We start from the raw sequence: 22,178 nt of genomic DNA, 5'->3' as shown, positions 1-22,178 counted from the left end.
GACACGGTGAGTCATGACCGCACCGGCTCCGGGTGGCGCAGCAGGTAGTCGAGCACTTCGAGTTGGGTTGAGAGCCGGAACGGGTCGAGGTGACGGAGGCATTCGGTGATGAGGCTGGCGTGCTCACCGGTGCCGGCGATCTCGGTGAGCCAACCGATGCGGTGTCGCACGTCTGCGGCGTCGCCAACGATCAGCGACGAGGGAACGAACGCATTGGCGCCTCGGACGTCGGCGGGCAGCAGCGGCACGCAGCCGGCGAGGATGGCCTCGAAGATTCGTTGGGTCATCTGCCCGGCGGCGGCGTATCGGGCGGGCAGCAGCAGGACGGTGGCGAGCGCGTCGGCGTAGATCGCGGAGACGCGGGGGAACGGGACTCGGCCGATGAAGTTCAGATTCGGCCAGCGCCTGGTGTCGGCCCACTTGCCGGCGATCAGGTGAGGGAGTTGCGCGGCGGTCGGCGCGAAGTAGGTGTCGAACGGGTGGTCGCGGTCGTACTGGTTGCCGATGTAGACCAGCGGGGTGCGACGGGGCAGGGCTACAAGCGTGGTGGGGTCGGCGGCGTCGATGGCCGTGTCGGCGACAGGAAAGAGCAGTGGTACCGCGCCCGGAGTCGGGTGCAGAGCGGGTTCGCAGACGGTGACGTTGCGGGTTCGGCGCAGGGGGTCCGCTGCGGGCAGCCGACGGTCCTTGTCCCACAGGATCGTTGGGGTGCCGAGCTGGTGGGTGTAGTGGTCGAGTAGATCGGCCTGCCGATGCAGGTCGCAGGTATGGCCGGGTCGCCCGCAGACGGTGGTGTTGCGGCCGGGAATGGGCCAGCGCCATTCGAGGAACAGTGCGTCGATATCGGGCAGGCCGACGTCCCAGCGGTAGTGGCCGGTGAGATCGTCGCCGGCCTCGCACAGGTCCCGGTTGGGTTGAAGGAAGACGATGTCACGGCCGGCTGCACGTAGCCCGTCGACCAAGGTCCGGCGGTGGCTGCGGCCTCCGTCCGGGGTGTCGGTGATGCCGGTTCCGAGGAATCCCCAAAAGCTGTAGCCAATCTTCACTTGGTCACCCACTGGTCTTCGATGAGCAGTGCGTCGAGGCCGGATTCGGTCAGGCACTCCAGGGCCATTTCTGGTGTGCCGCAGATCGGCTTGCCCTTGATGTTCAGTGAGGTGTTGATCAGCACGGGGTGGCCGGTGATCTCACCGAAGCGGGTGAGAACGTCGGCGAGGAAGGGGTGCTGCTCGCGCGTGACGGTCTGGACCCTGGCGGTGCCGTTGACGTGCACGATCGCGGGCAGCTTGTCGCGGGTCAGCTCGGTCACGGGAGCTGCGAGCGACATGTACGGCGACGGTTGGCGTAGCCGGAAGTAGTCGGTGGCCTTGTTGGCGAGTACGACAGGGGCGAAAGGTCGGAACGGTTCGCGGAACTTGACGGTGGCGTTGAGGCGCTCGACCACGCCGGCTTCCAGGGGAGAGGCGAGGATCGACCGGTGCCCCAGTGCCCGTGGGCCGGCCTCCAGCGCGCCGGTGAACAGGCCCACGATTGCCCCGTCGGCTAACTGCCGGGCCAGATGGTGGGCGGGTTCGGCGGGGCGGCTGGCGTGCAGTCCCGCTCGTGGTGCGGCCGGTAGTGCCAGGTCGGGATAGGCGGGGCCGAGGTAGCAGTGGTGGCGTATGCCGGTGGGTGGGCGGCCGGTCGCCTCGAGCCAGACGTGGGCGGCGGCGCCGATCGCGGTGCCCGCGTCGCCGGGGGCGGGTGGTACGTGTATCTCGTCAACGATGCCGGCTTGGGCGATGAGGCCGGCGGCTACGCAGTTCATCGCGACCCCACCGCCCAGGCAGAGCAGCCCGGAGCCGGTCAGCCGGCGGGCTCGCGCGGCGAGATGCAGCATTACTTGCTCGGTGCGTTCCTGCAGTGCAGCGGCCAGGTCGGCATGCACAGGTTCTACCGGTGCCGTCGGCGGGCGGGGCGGGCACGTTGCGGCGGTGAACGCGGGTGTGACCCGGCCGTAGCGGCTGGCGAGCACCCGCAGGGCGATCAGCGCTGGGTCGAGGGTGAACCCGTCGGTGGTGAGCCGGATCGCCCGGGATATCAGCTCTCGGAACCGGGCGGGGTCGCCGAGGGCGGCCAGCGCCATCACGGTGCCTTCCTCGTCACCGCGGCGCCAGCCGAGCTGTTCGGTGACGGCACCGTAGGCGTAACCGAGGGAGGCCGGGTCGTCGATCGCGTGTGCCAGGTCGAGGCGGAGTTGCGGGTTGCGCCAGCGGGCGTGCCAGGTGGTGGTGGTCTGCAACTCGCCGAGGCTGTCGACGATCAGGACCGCTGCGTCATCCACACCGGCGGCGGCGAAGGCGTACAGGGCATGCGCGCGATGGTGCGGCACTGGCTGGAGGTGTGCGCGTGGAAAACGCTCGGCCAGGTCTCGCATCCGGGCCTGGTAGCGGCGGTGGACCGTGGTGAAGCTGCGGGCCCGTGGTACGGCTCGGGCGCGGCTGACAGCCTGTCGCAGATGGGTCGGCAGTTGACCCAGCGCACGTAGGTAGCGGCGCCCGTCGAAGTTGTACGCGACCGTGGTCACGTTCGACGGCGACAGACCGGCCTTGCCGAGCAGCCAGGCGACACCCAATGCCGGGTATGCCTTGCTGTGCTTGACCCCGTCGAGCCGTTCCTCCTCGACGAAGCCGATCAGGTGGCCGTCAACCAGCAGCGCCGCCGCCGAGTCATGCGTATACGCGCACAGCCCAAGCACCACATCCGCGGTCATGCCAACTCCGGCGCTACGAGAGCCGGCCGGGTGAGGTGCTGGTACCAGGCGACGAGGGCAGCGCCGAGCGGCCCTGGGGCGTCGTGGGCGATCTTGCTAGCCAGGTCCCGCTCGCCGAGCTTCCATGTCCGGTAGCTGGTCAGCACCCGTCCGAACGTGTCCCACAGGGTGCCGTCGGGCAGGTCGCCGTCACCGGAGATGACCTGCGCGAGGACAACATCCAGGCTGGGCCAGTCCACGACGACCGGATCCATCTCGGTGACGGTCGGTTCGTGGCGGAGACATTCAGCGGCAGCCGGAGCATGGTCGGCGTAGAGGTGCAGTGAGTCGACGTGGTGGTGGTACTCGCCGACTTCGACACCAAGCCAGCCGGCCATCAGCTCCTGCAGTAGCGTCGTCGCGAAGATGTCGTATGGGAAGCCGAGCCAGAGGTCCTGGCTGCGCATGCTGGTGTGCATCTCGAGCCGGCCCTGCCGGATCAGGAACCGGTATCCGAGGGTGCACGGCACGTCCCGGTAGCCGCGGTGGTCGCGTGCCGGGTCGTAGATCTGGACGACGGCTTGTCGGGAGTCTCGGTCGGCCGTCAGTTTCCGGACGACCGCGTCGAGCTGGTCGAGGTCGCCGCCCCACCGGCGGATCCGTGGCCCGTACGCGCCCTGCAGGATCCCGTCGTCCGCGTAGCGCCGCAGGTTGTCGTTGAAGTCGAAGATCCACGGGTCATCCGAGCCAGAGAGGATCCACAGCGCCTCAGCGACGGCAAATGCCGGGTTGATGACGCGTACGGGTGGCACGGAGACCAGCCGGCGCCGAGGGTTGGTCAGGCACAGGTGCGCGCCGACGACCTCGGTGGTCATCATGTCGCGCGGGCAGGCGATACGGCCGTTGAGCAGCACCGCCTGACTGGCGGCGGCGAAGAGTTCGCTCGCAGAGTCCGCAGTCAAAACGATCATGAAAAGGGTTTCCTTCCGTCAGGAGGCGAACGCGGTGAGTCGGTCGCGGGAGAGGTTGACCAACCAGGCGGACTGCCGGGCCATGCCCTCGTGCAGGCCGACGGTGGGCCAGTAGCCCAGTAGCCGGCCGGCAAGGGTCAGGTCAGCGGCCGTCGAGGGAACGTCACCCGGCTGGACGTCGGCTACCTGGACCGGAATGTGCCGTCCAGTGACCGTGGACGCCTCCTGGATCGCGCCCCGCATGGAAACGCTCGCTCCGCCGCCGATGTTCACCACGGCGCACTGGGCATCTACCTGAGAGGCGGCGATCGTCGCGGCGACGACGTCGGTGATGTACGTGAACTCCCGCCGTTGGCTGCCGTCGCCGAAGAGGGTGACCGGCAGACCGGTATAGGCCGCGAACAGCAGTCGGCCGATGGCCATGTCAGGTCGCTGGCGCGGCCCGTACACGGTGAAGTAGCGCAGGGCCACGACGCTGAGCCGGTTGTCGGGGCGGCACGCGTAGGCCACGCAGAGCTGCTCGGCGGCGAGCTTGCTCACTCCGTACGGGGAGACCGGGCTGGTCCGGTCGTTCTCGCGGCTGGGTCGGTCTGCCGGCCCGTAGACGCTGGACGAGGAGGCGTAGACGAGCCTCCGAACGCCCGATCGCACACACGCGTCGAGCAGCCGTTGGGTGCCGAGGACGTTGGACTGGGCGTAGTCGTGAAACTCCGAACCCCAAGAGGGCCGGACGCCCGGCCGGGCAGCCAGGTGGAACACGACGTCGCAGCCGTCCATGGCGTCATCGAGGCAGTCGGTGGCCAGATCCCGGCAGAGTGGTGTGAACAGCGGATTGGCGGCTGCGGCTGCCAAATTCTCATCGGCGAGCGCATCCTGACCGAGCCGGCGGCGGTCCAGGCCGACCACCTGAATTCCTCTGGCCAGGAGCGCGTCGACGACATGCGAACCGATGAAGCCGGCGGCGCCGGTCACCAACACCCGCGCCGTCACCGGCGACCACCGCGCTGAGCCGATGGCGACAGCACGCGCTGCCACACGAAGGTCAGTAGAGGCGGGTCGCCCCGGAAGGTCGTCATCCGGTCCGTCGGTGGCACACCGGGCCGCGCCGCCGGACCGGGCGCACCCGTGGCGCCTGCGGAGGCGTGCCGCGAGATGTACACGGTCACGATGTCACCGTCCGACGGTCGGCCGATTCCCGCTGCTCGGCCCAGTCATGGCGGGCCCGCCGGTGTGACGGCGGGCCCGCCGAGGTGAGGCGGCGGCTGGGAGCACCCCGCCGGTCACCCGCCCGCGCAGCCTCGATGGCGGTACGCAGACGAGGAATCAACCTCACGACCGCACCTCCGGTCGCCACCACAACAAGCGGCTTCAGCTCTCCGGCCGCCTTGCCCGATCCGATCGATCTCTCCACCATGAATCCCCTGGCGTCGATGACAATGGGTTGGTGAGCTGGAGCTGCCCGGCAGCGTCCGTCGATGCTCGTCAACAGCGAACCGTCCGGCGGAGCCAAGCGGTACCGTCCACCACCCGTCCGCTCGCAACCAGGTAGTGACGGCCCGTAGCGGACATGGCTAACGTGGCCGTCGTCGACAGAGGACGTACGGAGGTGTCCGCATGACCGGACGGCGCTACCCCGCCAACCGGCGGCTAGCGTGGGAAAGGCTCCAGCGGGGCTGGTCCTACGAGGAGATCGCCGAGCGGATCCGTACGGAGATGAGTCACGCCGACGAGACCGATACCGGGCTGAACGCCAACACAGTGCGGCGGTGGGAAACCGGTGAGCGTTGGCCCGACCCGCGCTACCGCAAACATCTCGTGGCCATCCTCGACAAGCCAGCCGATCAGCTGGGACTGCTCACTCCGGACGAGCTGGCGATGCGTCCGCAGGCAGAGACACTGCACGAGTTCAGGAGGTTGTGGGACATGATCACTGGAGGCGACGAAACCGGCTGGGATCGGGCCAGCGTCCTGCGCGCGTTGTTCGGCGCCAGCATGCTTCCCCTGGTGGCGCCGCTGCTATCACTCGATCCGCAGGCTGCGTACGCCCAAGCCAAGGCCATAGATCCAAGGGCCTACGCCGAGATCGTGCGGTGCCAGCGGACGCTGTACTGGACCAGCCCCGCACGCCCGCTGTACGAGGCTGCGTATGCACACACACAGCTCGGCACCGGACTCGTCCGCGCGGCCACCGGCACCAGCCGGGCGACCCTCGCCAGCGCCCTCGCCGAGTCGGCGCTCCTCACCGCACGACTGGCATTCTTCGATCTCAACCAGCCTGCCGTCGCGCAACGCTGCTACGACGTAGCCCTCGCCGCCACCCGTGAGGCCGGAGACCACGCGCTGGCCGCCACCGTCCTCGGCCACATGGCTTTCATCCCGGCCTTCGGACATGATCCGACCGCTGCCCGATCACTTATCGACGCGGCGCTCCAGCACACCTGGCACGGCGTCAGCCCCGCCGTCCGCTCCTGGCTGCACTGCGTGGCCTCGGAAGTCGAAGCCCGCGCCGGGGCTGGGGCAGCAAGCCGCCATCAGATCGACCTTGCAGCGACCGCGATCACGACGCGACCCGAAATGCCCGAATGGTTCGACTACTACGACACAGACCGACTGCATTCCTTCGCTGGCTATGCAGTTCTCGCCGCTGGCGACCATGCCGAGGCCGCCCGCCACCTGGCCACGTCTCTCGCCGGCCTGACCGCGACGGGCGCCAAGCAGCGCAGCGTCGTCCTCGCCGACCTGGCCTCGGCGCACAGCAGCGACGGAGACCACGCCGCCGACTACCTCAACCAGGCCCTGGACGCCCTGCAGGCCGACTGGTACGGCACGGGGCTGGAGCGGGTCAGAGCCGTCCGGCAGGTACTCGGCGACAGCCGCGAGGGCAGCCAACTTGACGAACGCGTCGCCGCCCTCGCGGCCAGCCGGGCCGCTCTTCCGGGGAGCTAAGCCGCCGACTCGTTGTGCCTACGTACCAGCCCGGGCAACTCGGCCAGCGAGTCGAGGTGGAAGAGGCAGCGGTCGCTGATGGTCTTGTCGTCGAGGATGTATCCCCATGGGCCGCGTCGCACCAGGGCGGTCGCAAGCCCGGCCGCCTGCGCCGGCCGGATGTCGTTATCCAGCCTGTCTCCGACGTACAGCACCTGGTCGGCGGGGCAGCCAGCCTCCGTGACGACGCGGTCGAAGAACGCGGCCGACGGTTTCTCGACGTTCCAGCCGTCCGAGGTGCCGATCACGTCGACGGGCAGATCAAGGGCGCGCAGGATGGTCTCGGCTCGGGCGGTCTGGTTGCCGGCCAGGCCGACCTGCATGCCCAACTCTTGCAAAGCGGCCAGACATGGCCGGGCGTCCGGGTAGAGGTTCTCCTCGGCGAAGTGCTCCGGCTGCCCAGCGGCGGTCCGGCGCTGCCGTTCCTTGGCGAGGTCGAACCCCGGCCGGAACACCTGGAACGTCTCCCGGTAGTCCAGACCGCGAGCGATGACCGCGCCGAAGACGGCCGAAAAGGTGTGCCGTGGGACGCCGAGCCAATCGGCCCAGGTGCCGTACTCCCGGGACTCGTCGACAATCGTCTCACCCACGTCGAAGAACACGCTCGAGATCATTCTGGGATTGTGCCCCTCGGGCCCAGGCGGATCAACGTGTGCCGCAGGCGGGGCAGTCGCACGGGATCGGGGTACCTCATCGGTGGGAGGGGAACCACTTCGGCTGGGCATGCGTCCGTGGCCGACGATTCAATCCGGCTCGCTACCTGTTGGAAGGCGCGGCTCCGTCTTCGAGGTAGACACCGCCCTGCCCGATCGCGGCGACCGCTGCGGTGACCCGCCGAGCCAGTCGGGGGATCAACACCTCGCCCAGGCGCTCCGGCTCGACGAACTCGAAGCCGTCGAGCTCGTCCGGGCACAGCCGCATTGCCGCGATCTGGTCCGCCGTCAGCACCCCGCCGTCGAACACGAACATGAGCCCGCCGTCCCATGGCGGGCTCGCCAGCACCCAGTCGACGCACAGAAGCGCCCCTGCGGGTACCGACAGGCCCAGTTCTTCCCGGATCTCGCGTGTGCAGGCGTCCGCCGGGGACTCGTCCGGCTCCAGGGTTCCGCCGGGAATTTCCCACACGTCCTTGTAGGCCAGGTGGACCAGCAGTACCCGGCCGGCCCGGTCGCGGAGGAGCGCGCCGGCCGCCGCGCGGACCCGCGTCACGCTGGCGATGTAGGAGGGGTCCGGTTCGGTCTGCATCTCGGCCACCCGACCGACCCTACGGGCCTGCCCTTGGCGCTGAAGTCCGCTACAGAAGGATGACACATGACACGCTCCTAGCGTCATTACTTTCAGTAACCACCGTGTCGGTGCGTGGCGCGTCATCGCCGAATCGGGATGGGCTTGTCGCGCGCCTCTGAGAGATCAGTGCTGCAGTGCGGTGCCGATCATGGAGATCAACTAATGGTGGTCCGATTTGACTGTTACGCGTTTTCTGTCCTCAGCTCTTCGGCTGATTTGCTGAACAGTGATCTCCAAAATCGGCCCCGAAACCACGGTTTGGGTATGTGGGTGCTCGCACGTCCCGCCGATGTCTCGTCCAACGGCCCACCTCGAGCGCTGTCTCCGGTCACAGTGGTCCCATCTTTCGATCTCCGGGTTGGCGCGTCGACTACTCCCTGTTAGGGCTGCCGGGAACGGGATGTCGGACTGACGGCGCCCGGAGGATCATCGGGGGATGGGTGAACGGGGCGCCACGCGGCGGTTGTCTCCGCGGCGGTGGCGAATCCTGTCGTACCTGGCGCAGCATGGGTCCGCGTCGACGATGGACGTTGCGCTTGTCTGCGCGGCGTCGCGGCTGACGGCCCACCGAGACCTGGTGTGGCTGCACGAGTCGGGACTGGTGAACCGCGAGCGCTTGCCGGAAGACCGGACCCATACCTGGTGGTACGAGGTGACGGCCGAAGGGACGGAGGTGCTCCGGCGTGCGTTGACGGCGTCGGGGCGGCCGGTTCCGTTGCGGTTGGGTCAGCGGTCCTCCGGTCGGGCGGATGCTCTGCTGTTCCTGCCGTTAGTCGAGGTGTCGCGGCGCAACCCGGGGCTGCGCGAGCTGTTCCAGTGGCTGCCGACGACGGAGACTTCGTCGTGGTTGCGGCAGCACGACCTGGCGCGGCTGCGGGCCGACGGCTACGGCGTCTGGCTACAGGACGGGCGGTGCCTGCGGTTCCTGGTACACGTCGATCGTGGCCCGATCGGCGACGTTGTCGCCGAGCACGAGCGGCCGGCGTCGGGGCTGGGTGGATTGTTGGCCGGCTACCGGCGTGCGGACCGGCTGGTACCGGTCGGGGCGATTCTGGTGATCGCTCAGGATGCCGAGCGGGAGGAACGGTTGCGGGACGACCTGCTTTGTGGGCCGCTGCGGAACGTTGTCGCCACGACCACGCGGCAGCTGTTGTATCGCCACTGGCCGGACGAGCAGGTATGGCAGGTGCCGGGGAACATCGGCAGGTGTCGCCTCATCGAGGTCGTATCGTGACCGCACGACGTCACGACCCCCGGACACCGCCAACGCCAACGCCAACGCCAACGGCATGGTGCGGGATCTCACCAGCGGCGGTCCCGACTGGCAGACAGCCGTCAAGCGCGGCGCCCGCGACGGCTCGGAACTCGCTCTACCGCGCCTGCATGAGCCAGCTCTCGATGACTGTGAAGTCGTGCTCGGTCAGCCCGCGACGTGGGTCGACCCGATGCAGCAGGGCCGGGGCGTGGTGATGAGCCAATACCCACTGCTGATCGGCGTGAGAGATCTCGTCGTCGACCCAGACGAAGGGGCGTCCGTGCGCCCATTCGACCAGCCCACGGGTCTTCCAGTGCAGGACGCCAACCTCGTCAGAGTCGGGCCAGTCCACAACCGGCAGGGGCGGTAGCCCGAGCAGGGGCGCGAGCACGTCGTTCGCGTCGTTCATCCAGGTCGTCGCCCAAACCAGGTCACACGGTAGGGACTCCAGCCGGCGGCCGTGTTCCGGATCGACCCTGTCCAGCAGGGGATGGGCGTCGGCCGGTAGGACCGGTGCCTCGGTGTAGCCATGCGGCATGCCGGGCTGAGTCGCCGTGGGTGTTCCGAACGGGATGAGGGTGCCGTCGACGTCGAGGAACAGCAACGGATGCGGTGCAGGGGCGGACATGACCCAAAAGGCTAGCCCTCACCCCGCCACCAACCACCTCTGCGCGCTTACCCCAAGTCCAATCGTTTCGCTACCACTCCCGCCAGGCGTGCGCCGCTGGGGTGGCGACCACCGTCGGGCCGGCGCCGGGATGCATCTCACCGGCCCTTCTCGCTCCAACGGCGCTGTGGTGACCCGACCACGCCATCAGCACCACATTCCACACCCTCAACCAAGGAGTTTCCGTGCTCTCGCCGACACCTTCACCTACTGCCGTAGGCACTGGCAGTGACGAGTTCCGGCTTGATCCCCGTTTGGGGGTCGGGCTTGGCGTCAGCGTTGACGTCAGTCTTCAGCCGGACCCCCGAACCGACCCCCTCTTTCCTCTCACACCGCAGGCCAGCCCGGCTGTCAGCTCCGTCGGCTTGTCCTGCGACAGACCCCTGCCTGGTCTCGGGTCTCTCCCCCTGGGGCTGGCATCCCCTACCTGGAGAGGAGGTGGTAGCCCGTGGATGATCCCGTCCTTCGGGTCCAGTCCCAACTGACCGGCCGTGACCGGGTGCTGCTGGGCTGGATGTACGACCACGGCGTGTTGACGTCGTTCCAAATCGCGAACGCCTTATTCCCGTCGTTGGACTTCTGTCAACGGCGGCTGCGGACCCTGTACCGGTTGCGGTTGGTGGCCCGGTTCCGGCCACAGCGGGCCGACGGCGGCTCGTACCCGTACCACTACGTCATCGACCAGCTCGGCGCAGAGGTCGTCGCGGCCAGCCGGGACGAACGCCCACCGCGGCGCGACCACGCCCGGGTGGAGCGGCGGCGCTGGACGTCAACGCGCAGCCTCGCCCACCGCCTGGGGGTGAGCGGGTTCTTCACCGACCTGGCCGGGTACGCCCGCACCCGTCCGGGCACCGGTCTGGTGGAGTGGTTGCCGGAGGCGGTGTGCCAGCTCGCCGGTACGTTCACCAGCCGGCAGGATCCGGGGCTGGTGCGGGCGTATCAGCCGCGGGTGCGCCCGGACGGCTACGGCCGGTGGGTCGACAACGGTGTCGAGGTGCCGTTCTTCGTCGAGTACGACACCGGCGCAGAGCAGTTGTCGATTCTGGCCGGCAAGGTCAACGGCTATCAGGAGCTGTTCGGGACGCTCGGGCGGGCATGGCCGGTGCTGTTCTGGCTGCACTCGGCCGCCCGGGAGCGCAACCTGCGCCGCGTGCTGGCCGACGTGCCGCTGCCGTTGCCGGTGGCCACCGGTGCTCGCGACCACGCCGCGACGGCCGGCCTGGGCCCAGCGGAGGCGGTGTGGGCCGTGGCCGGCGGAGAAGGGCAGCGGCTGCGGCTGGCTGATCTGGCCGGTTACGTCGTTGACGTCTCTAGCCGGGCGGGTGAGGCCGCGTGATGGGCGACGACACGACGGCGGCGGACAGTACCTCCGCTGCGGATCGGACAGCAACGGCCGGCGTCTGTCACGGATCTGTCGTGACCAGCTCGGCCGGTGCTGACAGATCTGTGAGAGCACCGAACGTCCGCTCTCACAGCCGCGGGACCGCATCCCGGTCCAGCGGCTGCGGCGGGCGGTCCGCGGCCGACGTGCGGTCCCCGTCCCGATGGTTGTCCGACGCCGGGTCGGTCCGCCATCCGGTCCGGCCTCTTGTGACAGGCGGACGGCTCGTTGTTCCGGTCTGGGTCGAGGAGGTGATGGACCACGACGGCACCGGCCACTGACCCGAACGCGGGGCTGCGGGGTAGCCGCGTCGAGGGCGTCGTCCAGGTCGTCATCATGCTGGCCATTGGCGGCGCAGCCGGAGCGGCCAGCTTCACCCACGTGCACAACGTAGCCGCCGCGCACGGCCAACCCGGCTGGCTGGCTTGGGCCGACGCGATCGTCCTGGAGCTGATGTCCATCGCCTCCGGCCTGGAACTACGCCGCCGCAAACGCGCTCACACCTCCACCGTGTTCCCGGCGACCGTGCTGGCGTGTGCGGTCACCCTGTCCCTGGCAGCGCAGGTCGTCGAGGCCGAACCCTCGGTCATCGGGTGGATCACCGCCGCCGTACCCGCGCTCGGTTTCCTCGTCATGGTCAAGATCGCCCTCGGCCGCACCAGCACCGCCACGCCCGCCCCTGCCGTGGCGGTTGCGGACTGCCAACCGGATGAGGCCGGATGGACCCGTCCGGACAGCGGACCGGACGAGACCGTGCGGTCCGCCGTCACGGCGGGGGAGCGGTCCAGCAACCGGACCGTCCGCTCATCGGATGCTCGTCGTCACGGGGGCGGACGGGAACGGCGGCGGCGAGCGGACCGGGGACCGTCCCCGCAGCCGCCCCGCGCGGTGACCGAGCTGCTGCCAGCGGCGCGAAAAGTCCGAGACCGGCTCTCCGCAGACGGCCAGGCACTGACCCGCGCAGCACTCGCCGAAGCCCTCCGCGCAGACGGTCACACCGTGTCCAACACCCGAATATCCGAACTGCTCAAGACCCTCAAGGTCGAGTCGTCGGCACTACCCGGACTGATCGTGAGCCCGGTCATGCCGACCAACCCGACATCACCGCCTCTGTCACCGGAGCGACGCGTACCGGAGCGGCGCGATGGTGGCGGAGCAGCCACCCCTGCGCCGGTCGAGCCCGACAGGGCTACCCCGCTCCTACCGCACAGCTATTCATCTCACAACCAGGAGAAGCCTGATCATGAACAGCCCAACGAACCCCGCTGACCAGACAACCCGCACGACGACCGACAACACCACCGCGCCCAGCGTCGGGCGGGTGTGGACGATCGAGCGCATCCGTGCCCTCGGCGTGACTACCACCCTCGCCACCACCGCGTCCGTGCTCGGGATCAGCCGATCCCAGGCCTACCGGCTCGCCGCCACCAACCAGTTCCCCGTCCCGCTAATCCGGGCAGGCAGCCGCATCATCGTCCCGGTCGCCGCCCTTCTCTACCTCCTCCAACCCGAACCCAACGGGGCCAGCGGTGGGCGACTTGATGCCGACGCGAAGGTGAGCGTGGATGCGATGACCCCGCCGCCAGCGGATTCCACCCGGCACCGCTGGCGGCACCATACGAAGCATCCAGGAGACGATGAGTGAAGGGATCCACCTTCAAACGCTGCGGCTGCCGCGACAGCGTCACGGGCCGGCGACTGGGACGCTCCTGTCCCCAGCTACGCCGGCCCGGCGGCGGCTGGTCCCGCACCCACGGCCACTGGCACTGGCAAATCGAAGTGCCCGCCCGCGCCGACGGCACCCGCCGTCCACTCCGTCACGGCCCCTACGCCACCCAGGCCGACGCGGACGCCGTCCTGGACCGGATCCGGGCCGCGCTCGCCGTCCCCGATCCCACCGACGCGCACACCACCGTCAAGACCGGCGACCTGATCGAAACCGCCATCAAGACCGGCGCGCCGGTTCCCGCCCCGGACCAGGTTCGGCGGACGCTGCACCTGGACATCACCCCCACCGAACTCCCGACGATGCAGGCGTACCTGACCGACTGGCTCGCCGGACGCAAGAACATCAAGACCGGCACCCTGCGCTCCTACGAGGGGCACATCCGGCTGTACCTGATCCCGCACCTCGGCCACCTACGCATCGACCGGCTCCGCCCCGGCCACATCGACGCCATGTACGACGCCATCGCCGAACGCAACACCACCGTCGCCGCCCTGCGGGCCAGCCGCGACCCCGCCAAACGTGACCAGGTCAAGAACCGGCGGATCGTCGGCAACCGGACCCTGCACGTCATCCACGCGACCCTGCGCAAGGCCCTCAACGACGCGATACGCCGGCACCGCTACATCGACACTAACCCCGCCCTCATGGTCGAACTACCCACCGCCCGACCACCCAAGCCCACCATCTGGACCGACCAACGCATCCGCACCTGGCGCGACACCGGCAAGACCCCCAGCCCCGTCATGATCTGGACCCCCGAACACACCGGCAGATTCCTCGACCACACCCACGACGCCGGCGACCGGCTCTACGCCCTCTACCACCTCGTCACCTTTACCGGCCTCCGCCGCGGCGAAGCCTGCGGCCTGCACTGGGACGACCTCAACCTCGACGCAGCCACCCTCACCGTTCGCTGGCAACTCGTCCAACACGGCTGGGCCACCGCCATCGACACTCCGAAAACCACCGACAGCGAGGCCGCGGTCGCTCTCGACACTGAGACCGTCGCTGTGCTGCGCGCCCACCGCATTCGGCAACACCGCGAACGCCTCGCCGCCGGTGCTGCCTGGACCACCACCGGACTCGTGTTCACCACACCCACCGGTGGTCGACTCCACCCTGCCGACGTCACCGACCACTTCCACCACCTCGCCACGCAAGCCGGGCTACCACCCATCCGGCTCCACGACCTCCGCCACGGCACCGCCACCATGGGACTCGCCGCCGGCATCCAGATGAAAGTCATCTCCAACCGACTCCGACACTCCAGCCCCCACTTCACCGCCAAGTTCTACGGCGACGTTCTACCCGAGCTATCTCATGCCGCGGCAGAAGCAACCGCATCGGTCGTCCCGCGACGACGTGGCTCAACAAGGCCGGCATAGACCCGGAGGCTGCCATCCGTCGTTGCCAGCGCCCACCTCCTGGTCGACCCCGTGTTGGCGAGTGACCTAATGAAGGCAATCAGGACCCGTACGGCGGCATCCCTGGCGGCCGGCCCCGACAGGGAGAACGGCCGCAGTAGGCATCAGAAGACCAATTAGTTTGCAGCGCTGTCGTTGGGCAGGGGCTATTGCTTTCGCAGGCCTCGGCTCCTCTGTTGACGAAGCGGGTCCTGGAATCCGCGCTCCACGGCGAGGTAAGCGATCACCCCGGCTACGTTCAAGCGCGACCTGCGGATAAGGTGGCGGTATCGGCAGTAACGGCGGCTGGAGATCAGGTGCCGCTTCATTTGCTTTGCAAGAAGCCGAACAGACGAGGGTCATTGGCGCTGATAAGGCAAGCGCGTGCAACGGCCGACAACTCCTCGTCCTCTCCAAGCATTGCTCGGATCGTTCCGGCCAGTCGTTTAGCACGGTCGCGGGCAATCACCTTGCTCGAGTCTCGTTGGAAGGCCGTTAGTTCGTTCCGGTACTCGCAGATATAGCCCCAACACTCGGACCATCGCTGTTGCCGCTTCGTGCGAAGCGCCTCAAACGAATTGAGATTGTAACGCTCTATCGAGTATTTCACCCGATGCTGCTCCCATGAGTCTGTGACGTACGGGGCAACAATGGCATCACCGAAAACATTGAAGAACAGAAGGGCGGGATCTTCTTCGTCTGCAGGATCGAGGAGGTCGAACTGCTCGGCGCGTAAATCACTATCGCGGGTCGCGCGCTGGGTCAGTTCGCGGACAGGGAAGAACGTGCCCTTCTTCCGGTTTCCAGCCGTGCCACAGATTCGAAGGTTGCGCCAGTCGAAGGCCAGCCACCAGTATCCGTCGTCCGTTTCGCCGTTAATTCCGCGAGCGGACTTCTTCGGCCTGAAGTGCTCAACGTCCCAGTGGCTGAAGCAATCCTTGGCCTCTGAAAACCAGCACTTCTTATGGGACAGCTCAAGTAGCCAAGGCTTCAGTTGCCCCCAAAACGCGGCGTTGTCGTCGATGATCTTATGCCGCTCATCTGAGCTTGACGCCTCGTCCAGCTCAGCTAGAATATCCGCCGCCTTTTTGAGCCACTCCGGGTGGGGGGGAGCGGGCATCCTAATATATCTCAAGCCGACTCCCCATCCTCGGTCTCCTCCAGTTCGAGCTCACGAAGAATTTGGTCCGACAGAGCAGCTTGCTCGCCCATTTCCTCCTCAGTTAGCGTTACTGCATCCGATTGCCTTCGACGTGCCAATGCAGCCGCGAAGCTATTAAAGTAGGGGTTAGGATAGGTGTGCGCAATGCCAAGCTCGTTCAACTCACGGGACACTTGACTCAGGCGCGCTCTTCCTTGATCGGAAAGGTCCTCTCCCAGAAGCGAATATTGCTCGTCAAGAAGTGCGAGCACCTGCTTGCTAAGGGTTGATCGAAGGCCGTACATCTCCGAGCGGAGAACCCCCTCGATGCTCATGCTGACAGGATCGTATTCCGGCTCGGTCGCGACATGGCTCGTGCCTTGACGGTTGAAGCGACGCACCTGCTCGCGGACTAGACCACCGATCATAAGAGGATTATGAGTCGCGACAAGAAGCTGCCCCTTGTCTTGGCGAATAGTATCCTGCAACAGGCTTAGATACTCGTAGGTCCAGATTGGATTCAGATGCGTATCCGGCTCATCGAGCAGATACAACGACTCGTCGTTCCTCGTGAACAGCATCAGCCCTAGGACGGTTAGGAACTGCTGCTCACCTTCGCTCATCTGGACGAACTTAACTCGATGGCCATCGGTTCGACGAATTACGACCCGCACTTCATCGATTAGGTCACATAGAAACAGGCTCTCTAGGTGGCCGAATAGTTCTTTAACTTCGTCGCCTGAACGTTGGAGCCGGGCAAGGCTGTTCAAATCTCGTAGGAATAGATACTGACGCTCCGACTGCTCCGGCTGCTTCCGAATATCCCTTGCAACACGATCCTCGACCCGGATAGGGGCTAATGATTCGTTCCACAACTTTGCAAGGAAGGGCCGGAAGGCACCGCGCGCATACCAGAATCGCGGATCACCATCCTCAAGTTGGGCCCGATTGGGTTTGCCGCTAAACCACCAGGGGCGTTTGAGGACAAATAGCGCGGAGTCGAAGTCCGCAATCGCGAGGTACTTCTCGAGGACAACACGAGCGATGTCCGGCGGAGCCAGGAAGAAGGCGAGCAGGACTAGCTGACTATATTCCTTGCGGCAGAAGAACATACGCCTGAGCGGCAGGCCAACGCCCCCACTATCCATCACTGCTTCGTAATGGCGACGGGTCGGCTCGTCGAACTGCCTCTCCAAACGGTCGCTCCACCCAGAATAATAGGCGAACACGTAGCTGGGGAGGAGTTGCCCCGCCTGCTCGCGGAATCGCTTCTGAGTAAGCCGCTCGCCGTTGACGTTGATCGTTAGGGGTCGTGAGATCTTAGTTGGGTCGTTAGAAACCTCTATGGTTTGCCCTCGACACGTATACAGAATCGTGTAAGGAAAGGCTGACGCCTCTGCATTCTCTAGATCTCGGAAGATTTCTACAATCGCTTCGATGAGGTGTGACTTACCCGTGCCATTTCCACCAATAAGCGCAGTTGTCGATTGCTCCTCGTCAAAGTTGATTACAAAGTCTCGCAAGTTCCGGTAGCTAGGCAGGCTCAAGCTGAGGATTTTCACCGCCGCACCAACCTTCGTTCCGAGTCATCGTCGTCCGAGCGAAGTTCCACGATAAGGCCGGCAATGACTTCGTCACGAAGCTGATCGTAGAAGTCATCAATGCTGAGCCTCGACTCCTCCCATAGATCTATGGGTCTAAGGCCATTGTCGCTCTGGATCAGTTGGCTCAGATGGTCTCCGGAAATCTCTCCGCGACTTAGCAGCCGTCGATTTTCAACTTTCGGCCGGTTACGGCGTTCCCGAGCATCAACCACATCCCGCTGAGCCATCGAACGCACCCCCTCCTCGATCCCCTCGAGCAGCAATGAGTCCGCCTCATCGAACGCACTCCGTGATGACGGCAGCCCGGCAAAGGCCCGTCGTAAGGCAATATCGCGCACGCCGGGAAGGCCCTCGAGGATATCCATCCCAGCCTGCTGGAGGTGCCTGACGTGCTTCTTGGCCGCCATCAGCCCATTCACGACGGCCTCCTGCCTAGCGACGCTGGGCAGAGTAAAACGAAAATTGAGTAGGCTTTTCAGGTTGATGTTCGACTGACTCAGGCCATCGACTTTGACGCTGCGGCAATAGGCGCGCCCTAGGGGCGAGTTGAGCACAACGGAAAGGTACTCAGGAAGCACGTTTTCCGCGAGTTGGAGACGAATCAAATACCCGGCGAAGATCGCGCGACGGCCCCCACGATATACAGCCGTTTTTCCGACAAGCTCAGGACTATTTGTGCGATTGAAAAGCAGGTCGCCCTCATTGAGGCCGTACTTGTCGATTTCCGTATGGTCGGAACTGTAGGCCAAATCGGACCAGTCGATCTCGCCGTCCTGCAAGTTGCCCATTCTCAGGACCGGAACATGGCCCTCCCGAGAAGATTTCTTGCTAGTCCCGTAGTTCGCCCTTATTACGACGTCTTCTAGCCGTACCGTCGGTTCTCGTTCAGCAAGCTCACCTAGGGTCCGCTCAGCATGGTAGGCCCAAACCGCGTCTAGAGTATTCGGAACCTGTGCTACAGCGTCACGAATAGTTTCAATGCGGAGAAAGACGTCATCGAGGTAGTCGGCGATGGAGCGCTGCCGCGAGGCCGAGGCGAGTAGGAAAGGGGCGTCGCGAAGCTTCGCAGGACTAACCCTGGGCATGTTAGTTCCTTGACTAACAACATTCGCATAGTCTCGGAAAGTAGGATGTTGCATCCAGTAGTAGAGGTACTTACCTTCGAGGGCGTGGGGGACTCGAAGCGGAACAATCTCGGTAGAGCAATAACCGCTATCTGTCGCCTGGATGACCTTGTTCAGATATGGACGAAGCTTGCCATAAAGGATGTCGCCCGCCAAGAACCGCGTCTTTTCGCTTCTAGGCGCCCGTTCGGCTTTGGTCACGCGCTGCAAGAGTCGGCCGGTATCCCGCTCGATATCCTCCAGCTCCAGCAACCATGCCTCGCCAGGGATCTCCGAGGGTTCCGCCTTCGACCGGGTCGCGACGTACACGCATTCGCCGAGCTTGACGGGGTGCGGCGAAGGCAGATTGCTCACGCTGGTCCCCTTCGGACCATATCGCTGAGCTCTCTAAGCGCAGACATGCTACTTTCTAGGCTCTTTTCGAGGAGTAGTAGAGCCTCCTCGGGGTCCTCCTGCGACTCAACGGTGGGCTCTACCCCTATAGACAGTGCCAGGTTGTCCCCGCGCTCCCTGATCTCCGCACGCGAGAAAACCTGATATGAGTCGCTGAGGGACTCATATCTTGTGCGTCGGGCTCCAGGGGCAACGTTCGGGTCATGCCCATAGGCATGCTCGAACGCTCGCAGCATATCTTGGGTGAGACTCTCGGATTTGCTGCGCCCATTGCCCTGCCCTCTGAGGTCATACAACCAGAGGTCCTTGGTGCCTTGAACGCTGTGGCCATCGTTCTTAGTTATAAAAAGCACATGCGTCTTCACGGAAGCCGCGTAGAAGAGCCCTGGTGGCAGGCGGAGCATGGTGTGAAGGTCACACGCATCCATCATGTACCGGCGAACGTTGAGACCCACCGTCTCCTCGTATAAGACGTTGTCAGGTACTACGATCGCCGCCCGTCCACCGGGCGCAAGCGCTGAAATGATGTGTTGAACAAAGCAGAGTTGTTTATTGCTTGTGGGGAAGGGGAGGTCGTCGCGATCCGGAAGGCCACCTCCACGCTTGGTTCCGAAAGGAGGGTTGCTCAAGATGAGAGTTGCCGGCGGGAGGTCCTCACCTGCGCTTGACAGCGTGTCTCCGTATACCAATCCGACAGCATCATCATTCACGAGGCCATGCAAGAACAGGTTCATCAGGGCAAGTGAATACGTGTCGTCGACATGTTCGACTCCATGAAAAATGGCCGAAAGTTCTTTTTCTGAGACTTCGGACCATGTATCGCTGGTCGCTCGAATATAATTGCCGGCTGAAACGAGAAAGCCTGCAGTACCTGCAGCTGGGTCTTGAATTACGTCTCGCAGCGTTGGCTTCATCACCCGGACTATGCTGTCGATCAACAGTCTTGGCGTGAAATACTGTCCGGCACCCGACCGCTTCTCATTCGCATTCTTTTCGAGTAGGCCTTCGTAAAGGTCCCCTAGGCCTTCGCGAGAGATCTCGTACCAAGCGAAGCGGTCGATGCTCTGAACGAGGACTCTGAGGGTCTTGGCCTTCTTTATGGAGGTGCGACTCTGCGCAAAGATCCTGCTGACAACCGCGGAGTCTGATGTCGCAAGCGAGCGAAGCAATCCTCCATACCGCTCCAGGAGGACGTTCTCGGGGCATTCTGTGAGAGCGCTCCAGCTGCATCCTTGTGGAAGCTTGTGCTCGACCTTCAACTCGGCAGCAAGCTTCAGGAACAGGAGGTACGACAGCTCTACAAGATACTGGTGGAAAGTGACGCCGTCGTCCTTCAGCGCGTTACAGAGTGCCCACACCTTGTTGACGCTGTCTCTAGTCTCGGCTCGCAAGGTCGACGTCCTATCCTTCACCTGGCAGTTGCTCCCAGAGCCTACGCAAAGGCTGAGACTGTACGTAGCCTCAGGCGTCAGCCGCTGGGAGTGCGATCTGCCCGCCCTGGCTTGGTGCTTCTTGGTGGGGCGCTGGGGGTCTGCCACCTGGCGGCGGCACCCCTGTCGGCGGGCCGTGGCGACGGGCGTGGCATGGCGGCTACACCCGACGGATGATGGTAGACGAGGCACCGGAGACCGATCTGACCTAGCTGCCATCCGCCTGTTGATTGCGGCGATCAGCGCAGCTCTACGGCCACCTCGGTGCCGGCTGGGTGAGACGCTGGCTGGCCAGGTCGTCACGTGGCAGGACGACGTGGGGGCGTGCGCGAGGACGAGTTGCGGGGGCTGCTTGGGCGGAGCCCGTGGTTGACGGGGCGTTGGGCGTCGTCCGGGGGTGCCGGCTGCGGATACCTGGATCGGCGCGGACGTCCTTCGTCGCCCAGGCAGAGACTCGCCCGTCACCACCCCGCTAGACGCTGACCCGGCCTGCTTGACCAACTGTGGCGCTCATTGGTGCTCGACGGGTGCTCAGGCGCCATGGACGGACCCGTGGTCGGGTGGACTGGCTGGACGCCCGACCCGGCTGGTTCGGGCCACAACAGCGACCAGATGGACTCACTCGACCCCGCTTGGATCGGGTACCTCCCCCAAGATCAAGCTCTTAATCCGCGGGTTCGGGGTTCGAGTCCCTGGCGGCGCACCACATAAAGGCCCTGACCAGCAAAAAGCTGGCCAGGGCCTTTATGGTTGTCTATGTAGTTTCGAACCCTCCCCCGAAAACCCCTCACTAACGCCCGGGGCGATCAGGTTCGGCAGACCCGCGTGGCAGGCGTACTGGCCGCCACACATGGCCGGTCTATGCGGTCCGGGTCGGGCCAGGGTTGCGGGGTTCGGAATCGCCTGACTCCGACCTGCCCCCGAGCCGTTCGAGGATGGCAGAGCTGTCGGGGGCAAGGGCGGGCTTAACGATGTAGTGCTTCTTGGTGGTCTCCTTACTCCCGTGGCCGAGCTGTGCGGCGGCGCTTTCTGTGCTGGCCTCCTTGTCGATCAAGGTGGCAACGGTCTTGCGGAACGTGTGGGGAGTGACCCATTCAAGGCCGGTGTCAGCGCGGGCTGCGCGCCACTGGCGGCGAACGTTAGGTGGAGACAGCCAGGTGCCACGTCGGGAGGGGAAGATCGCGTCGTTGGGGTCGGCGGCGGCGGTGAGCTTGCGCCCCAAGAGCATCCCGACGGCGAATCGTGGCAGGACGACTGAGCGGTAGCCGGCATCGCTCTTTGTCCATTCCTGCCGGAAGAAGCCTTTGCCTTTGATGTAGATGATGGTGCCGCAGATCGTGAGGGTGGGATGTTCAGCGGCGAGGTCGGCGTCTTCCCACCGCACTGCCAGGATTTCGCCGATGCGGGCACCGGTGGCGAGCATGAGGTCAACGATGTCGGCCAGGTCGCTCGTGGGCCGAGGCCCCGACTTGCCCGGGGTGGGCTGCTGCCACTTCCGGATCGCCGAACGAACGTCGTCCAGTTGCTCCCGATCAAGCGCGACGACCTTCTTGCGGGGCTTTCGTAGTTGGCCGGTGTCGCGGATGGGGTTTGTCGTGAGCGCACCCCGGCGGACGGCCAGGGCGAACATCTGGCCGAGGACGACCTTGGCGCTCTTGGCGGCTGAGGGACGGTCCTCGGCTATCTTCCGCAGGAACTTGTCGAGGCGGCCTGCGCTGGCCTCTCGGATTCGTAGTTCACCCAAAGCCGGCACGATCGAGACGCGCACGCTGATCTCGTACCTGCTGATGCTTTGCGGCGATACCCGTTCCTCTGCGGCTATCTCCTCCAGCCACAGAGCGGCGAGCGTGCTGACGTGCGTCTCCCTGGTGATTTCGTCGTCGTTAGGGGCGACACGGTCGCGGACTTTGACTTTGAGCGCCCGTATGGCGGCGGGGGCGGTGGTGTCGGTGGCCTCGACGTCGCGGGTTTTGCCGTCGTGGTCGCGGTATCGGGCTCGGGCGCAGTACCGGTTGGGGCCGAGCTTCTCGGTACGGATCGTGCCCAAGGTGCCGATGGGTAGTGGGGGTCGGGCCAT

The 22,178-nt window shown here is 65.5% G+C and carries 19 protein-coding genes; 6 read left to right on the top strand and 13 right to left on the bottom strand.

Going from position 1 to position 22,178, the window contains the following annotated elements; all coding sequences use genetic code 11:
* Positions 1 to 11: 11 nt before the first annotated feature.
* From AB0C03_RS05065 to amcA, 5 genes are read right to left on the bottom strand one after another with little or no spacing between them, the layout of a single operon-like run.
* Positions 12 to 1,046 carry a CgeB family protein gene (locus tag AB0C03_RS05065; protein WP_357634388.1) on the bottom strand — a complete coding sequence of 345 codons (1,035 nt, stop codon included), beginning with the start codon at positions 1,044 to 1,046 and terminating at the stop codon, positions 12 to 14.
* Complete coding sequence (locus AB0C03_RS05060; RefSeq protein WP_357634385.1) at positions 1,043 to 2,752, bottom strand: carbamoyltransferase family protein; 1,710 nt, start codon at positions 2,750 to 2,752, stop codon at positions 1,043 to 1,045. Before AB0C03_RS05060 ends, AB0C03_RS05065 begins: the two co-directional genes overlap by 4 nt.
* On the bottom strand, positions 2,749 to 3,702 hold the full coding sequence (locus AB0C03_RS05055; protein WP_357634383.1) for a thymidylate synthase: 954 nt from the start codon (positions 3,700 to 3,702) through the stop codon (positions 2,749 to 2,751). The genes AB0C03_RS05060 and AB0C03_RS05055 overlap by 4 nt, the downstream gene beginning before the upstream one ends.
* Positions 3,703 to 3,720: 18 nt before the next feature.
* Positions 3,721 to 4,692: an NAD-dependent epimerase/dehydratase family protein gene (locus AB0C03_RS05050; protein WP_357634380.1), complete on the bottom strand. Its 972-nt coding sequence runs from the start codon at positions 4,690 to 4,692 to the stop codon at positions 3,721 to 3,723.
* Positions 4,689 to 4,862, bottom strand: a complete 174-nt coding sequence (amcA, locus tag AB0C03_RS05045; RefSeq protein ID WP_357634521.1) for a multiple cyclophane-containing RiPP AmcA — start codon at positions 4,860 to 4,862, stop codon at positions 4,689 to 4,691. The genes AB0C03_RS05050 and amcA overlap by 4 nt, the downstream gene beginning before the upstream one ends.
* Before the next feature lie 454 nt (positions 4,863 to 5,316).
* Here amcA and AB0C03_RS05040 point away from each other — a divergent pair, with 454 nt between their 5' ends.
* Positions 5,317 to 6,648, top strand: a complete 1,332-nt coding sequence (locus AB0C03_RS05040; RefSeq protein ID WP_357634377.1) for a helix-turn-helix domain-containing protein — start codon at positions 5,317 to 5,319, stop codon at positions 6,646 to 6,648.
* Here AB0C03_RS05040 and AB0C03_RS05035 read toward each other — a convergent pair.
* Together AB0C03_RS05035 and AB0C03_RS05030 are read right to left on the bottom strand one after the other, a co-directional pair.
* Positions 6,645 to 7,301: an HAD family hydrolase gene (locus AB0C03_RS05035; protein ID WP_357634374.1), complete on the bottom strand. Its 657-nt coding sequence runs from the start codon at positions 7,299 to 7,301 to the stop codon at positions 6,645 to 6,647. The two genes, AB0C03_RS05040 and AB0C03_RS05035, sit on opposite strands and share 4 nt — an antisense overlap.
* Positions 7,302 to 7,443: 142 nt before the next feature.
* Complete coding sequence (locus tag AB0C03_RS05030) at positions 7,444 to 7,932, bottom strand: NUDIX domain-containing protein (RefSeq protein ID WP_357634518.1); 489 nt, start codon at positions 7,930 to 7,932, stop codon at positions 7,444 to 7,446.
* 478 nt (positions 7,933 to 8,410) lie between these two features.
* On the opposite strand from AB0C03_RS05030, the gene AB0C03_RS05025 reads away from it, so the two are divergent.
* Positions 8,411 to 9,208, top strand: a complete 798-nt coding sequence (locus AB0C03_RS05025) for a DeoR family transcriptional regulator (protein ID WP_357634371.1) — start codon at positions 8,411 to 8,413, stop codon at positions 9,206 to 9,208.
* 136 nt (positions 9,209 to 9,344) lie between these two features.
* On the opposite strand, the gene AB0C03_RS05020 is transcribed toward AB0C03_RS05025, so the two are convergent.
* Entirely contained in the window at positions 9,345 to 9,857 is a 513-nt protein-coding gene (locus tag AB0C03_RS05020; protein ID WP_357634369.1) for an HAD domain-containing protein, read from the bottom strand.
* Positions 9,858 to 10,344: 487 nt separating this feature from the next.
* Here AB0C03_RS05020 and AB0C03_RS05015 point away from each other — a divergent pair, with 487 nt between their 5' ends.
* The 4 genes from AB0C03_RS05015 (at position 10,345) to AB0C03_RS05000 (ending at position 14,391) form a co-directional block, all read left to right on the top strand.
* A complete protein-coding gene (locus AB0C03_RS05015; RefSeq protein ID WP_357634366.1) occupies positions 10,345 to 11,232 on the top strand; it encodes a replication-relaxation family protein in 888 nt (295 codons plus the stop codon).
* Between the two features lie 381 nt (positions 11,233 to 11,613).
* Positions 11,614 to 12,546 (top strand): DUF2637 domain-containing protein, encoded by a 933-nt coding sequence (locus AB0C03_RS05010; protein ID WP_435823356.1) that lies wholly within the window; start codon positions 11,614 to 11,616, stop codon positions 12,544 to 12,546.
* Positions 12,521 to 12,922 (top strand): helix-turn-helix transcriptional regulator, encoded by a 402-nt coding sequence (locus AB0C03_RS05005; protein ID WP_357634363.1) that lies wholly within the window; start codon positions 12,521 to 12,523, stop codon positions 12,920 to 12,922. The genes AB0C03_RS05010 and AB0C03_RS05005 overlap by 26 nt, the downstream gene beginning before the upstream one ends.
* Entirely contained in the window at positions 12,919 to 14,391 is a 1,473-nt protein-coding gene (locus tag AB0C03_RS05000; RefSeq protein ID WP_357634360.1) for a tyrosine-type recombinase/integrase, read from the top strand. Before AB0C03_RS05005 ends, AB0C03_RS05000 begins: the two co-directional genes overlap by 4 nt.
* 343 nt (positions 14,392 to 14,734) lie before the next feature.
* On the opposite strand, the gene AB0C03_RS04995 is transcribed toward AB0C03_RS05000, so the two are convergent.
* The 5 genes from AB0C03_RS04995 to AB0C03_RS04975 all read right to left on the bottom strand — a co-directional run bounded on the left by AB0C03_RS04995 (position 14,735) and on the right by AB0C03_RS04975 (position 22,178).
* Positions 14,735 to 15,529 carry an HNH endonuclease family protein gene (locus AB0C03_RS04995; protein ID WP_357634357.1) on the bottom strand — a complete coding sequence of 265 codons (795 nt, stop codon included), beginning with the start codon at positions 15,527 to 15,529 and terminating at the stop codon, positions 14,735 to 14,737.
* Positions 15,530 to 15,540: 11 nt separating this feature from the next.
* Positions 15,541 to 17,112 (bottom strand): AAA family ATPase, encoded by a 1,572-nt coding sequence (locus AB0C03_RS04990; protein WP_357634354.1) that lies wholly within the window; start codon positions 17,110 to 17,112, stop codon positions 15,541 to 15,543.
* Entirely contained in the window at positions 17,109 to 18,632 is a 1,524-nt protein-coding gene (locus AB0C03_RS04985; protein WP_357634351.1) for a restriction endonuclease subunit S, read from the bottom strand. The genes AB0C03_RS04990 and AB0C03_RS04985 overlap by 4 nt, the downstream gene beginning before the upstream one ends.
* On the bottom strand, positions 18,629 to 20,062 hold the full coding sequence (locus tag AB0C03_RS04980) for an HsdM family class I SAM-dependent methyltransferase (protein ID WP_357634348.1): 1,434 nt from the start codon (positions 20,060 to 20,062) through the stop codon (positions 18,629 to 18,631). Before AB0C03_RS04980 ends, AB0C03_RS04985 begins: the two co-directional genes overlap by 4 nt.
* 898 nt (positions 20,063 to 20,960) lie before the next feature.
* Positions 20,961 to 22,178 carry a tyrosine-type recombinase/integrase gene (locus tag AB0C03_RS04975; protein WP_357634345.1) on the bottom strand — a complete coding sequence of 406 codons (1,218 nt, stop codon included), beginning with the start codon at positions 22,176 to 22,178 and terminating at the stop codon, positions 20,961 to 20,963.

The organism is Micromonospora parva (assembly GCF_040649675.1).
Classification (GTDB): domain Bacteria; phylum Actinomycetota; class Actinomycetes; order Mycobacteriales; family Micromonosporaceae; genus Micromonospora; species Micromonospora parva.
This window is presented reverse-complemented; position numbering and strand designations above follow the sequence as displayed.

Excerpts from the sequence above, each read along its gene's own strand:
- AB0C03_RS05055 (WP_357634383.1), bottom strand. The coding sequence starts at position 3,702 with ATGATCGTTTTGACTGCGGACTCTGCGAGCGAACTCTTCGCCGCCGCC.
- AB0C03_RS05030 (WP_357634518.1), bottom strand. The coding sequence starts at position 7,932 with ATGCAGACCGAACCGGACCCCTCCTACATCGCCAGCGTGACGCGGGTC.
- AB0C03_RS05060 (WP_357634385.1), bottom strand. The coding sequence starts at position 2,752 with ATGACCGCGGATGTGGTGCTTGGGCTGTGCGCGTATACGCATGACTCG.
- AB0C03_RS05020 (WP_357634369.1), bottom strand. The coding sequence starts at position 9,857 with ATGTCCGCCCCTGCACCGCATCCGTTGCTGTTCCTCGACGTCGACGGC.
- AB0C03_RS05005 (WP_357634363.1), top strand. The coding sequence starts at position 12,521 with ATGAACAGCCCAACGAACCCCGCTGACCAGACAACCCGCACGACGACC.
- AB0C03_RS05010 (WP_435823356.1), top strand. The coding sequence starts at position 11,614 with ATGCTGGCCATTGGCGGCGCAGCCGGAGCGGCCAGCTTCACCCACGTG.
- AB0C03_RS05035 (WP_357634374.1), bottom strand. The coding sequence starts at position 7,301 with ATGATCTCGAGCGTGTTCTTCGACGTGGGTGAGACGATTGTCGACGAG.
- AB0C03_RS04975 (WP_357634345.1), bottom strand. The coding sequence starts at position 22,178 with ATGGCCCGACCCCCACTACCCATCGGCACCTTGGGCACGATCCGTACC.
- AB0C03_RS05025 (WP_357634371.1), top strand. The coding sequence starts at position 8,411 with ATGGGTGAACGGGGCGCCACGCGGCGGTTGTCTCCGCGGCGGTGGCGA.
- AB0C03_RS05040 (WP_357634377.1), top strand. The coding sequence starts at position 5,317 with ATGACCGGACGGCGCTACCCCGCCAACCGGCGGCTAGCGTGGGAAAGG.
- AB0C03_RS04995 (WP_357634357.1), bottom strand. The coding sequence starts at position 15,529 with ATGCCCGCTCCCCCCCACCCGGAGTGGCTCAAAAAGGCGGCGGATATT.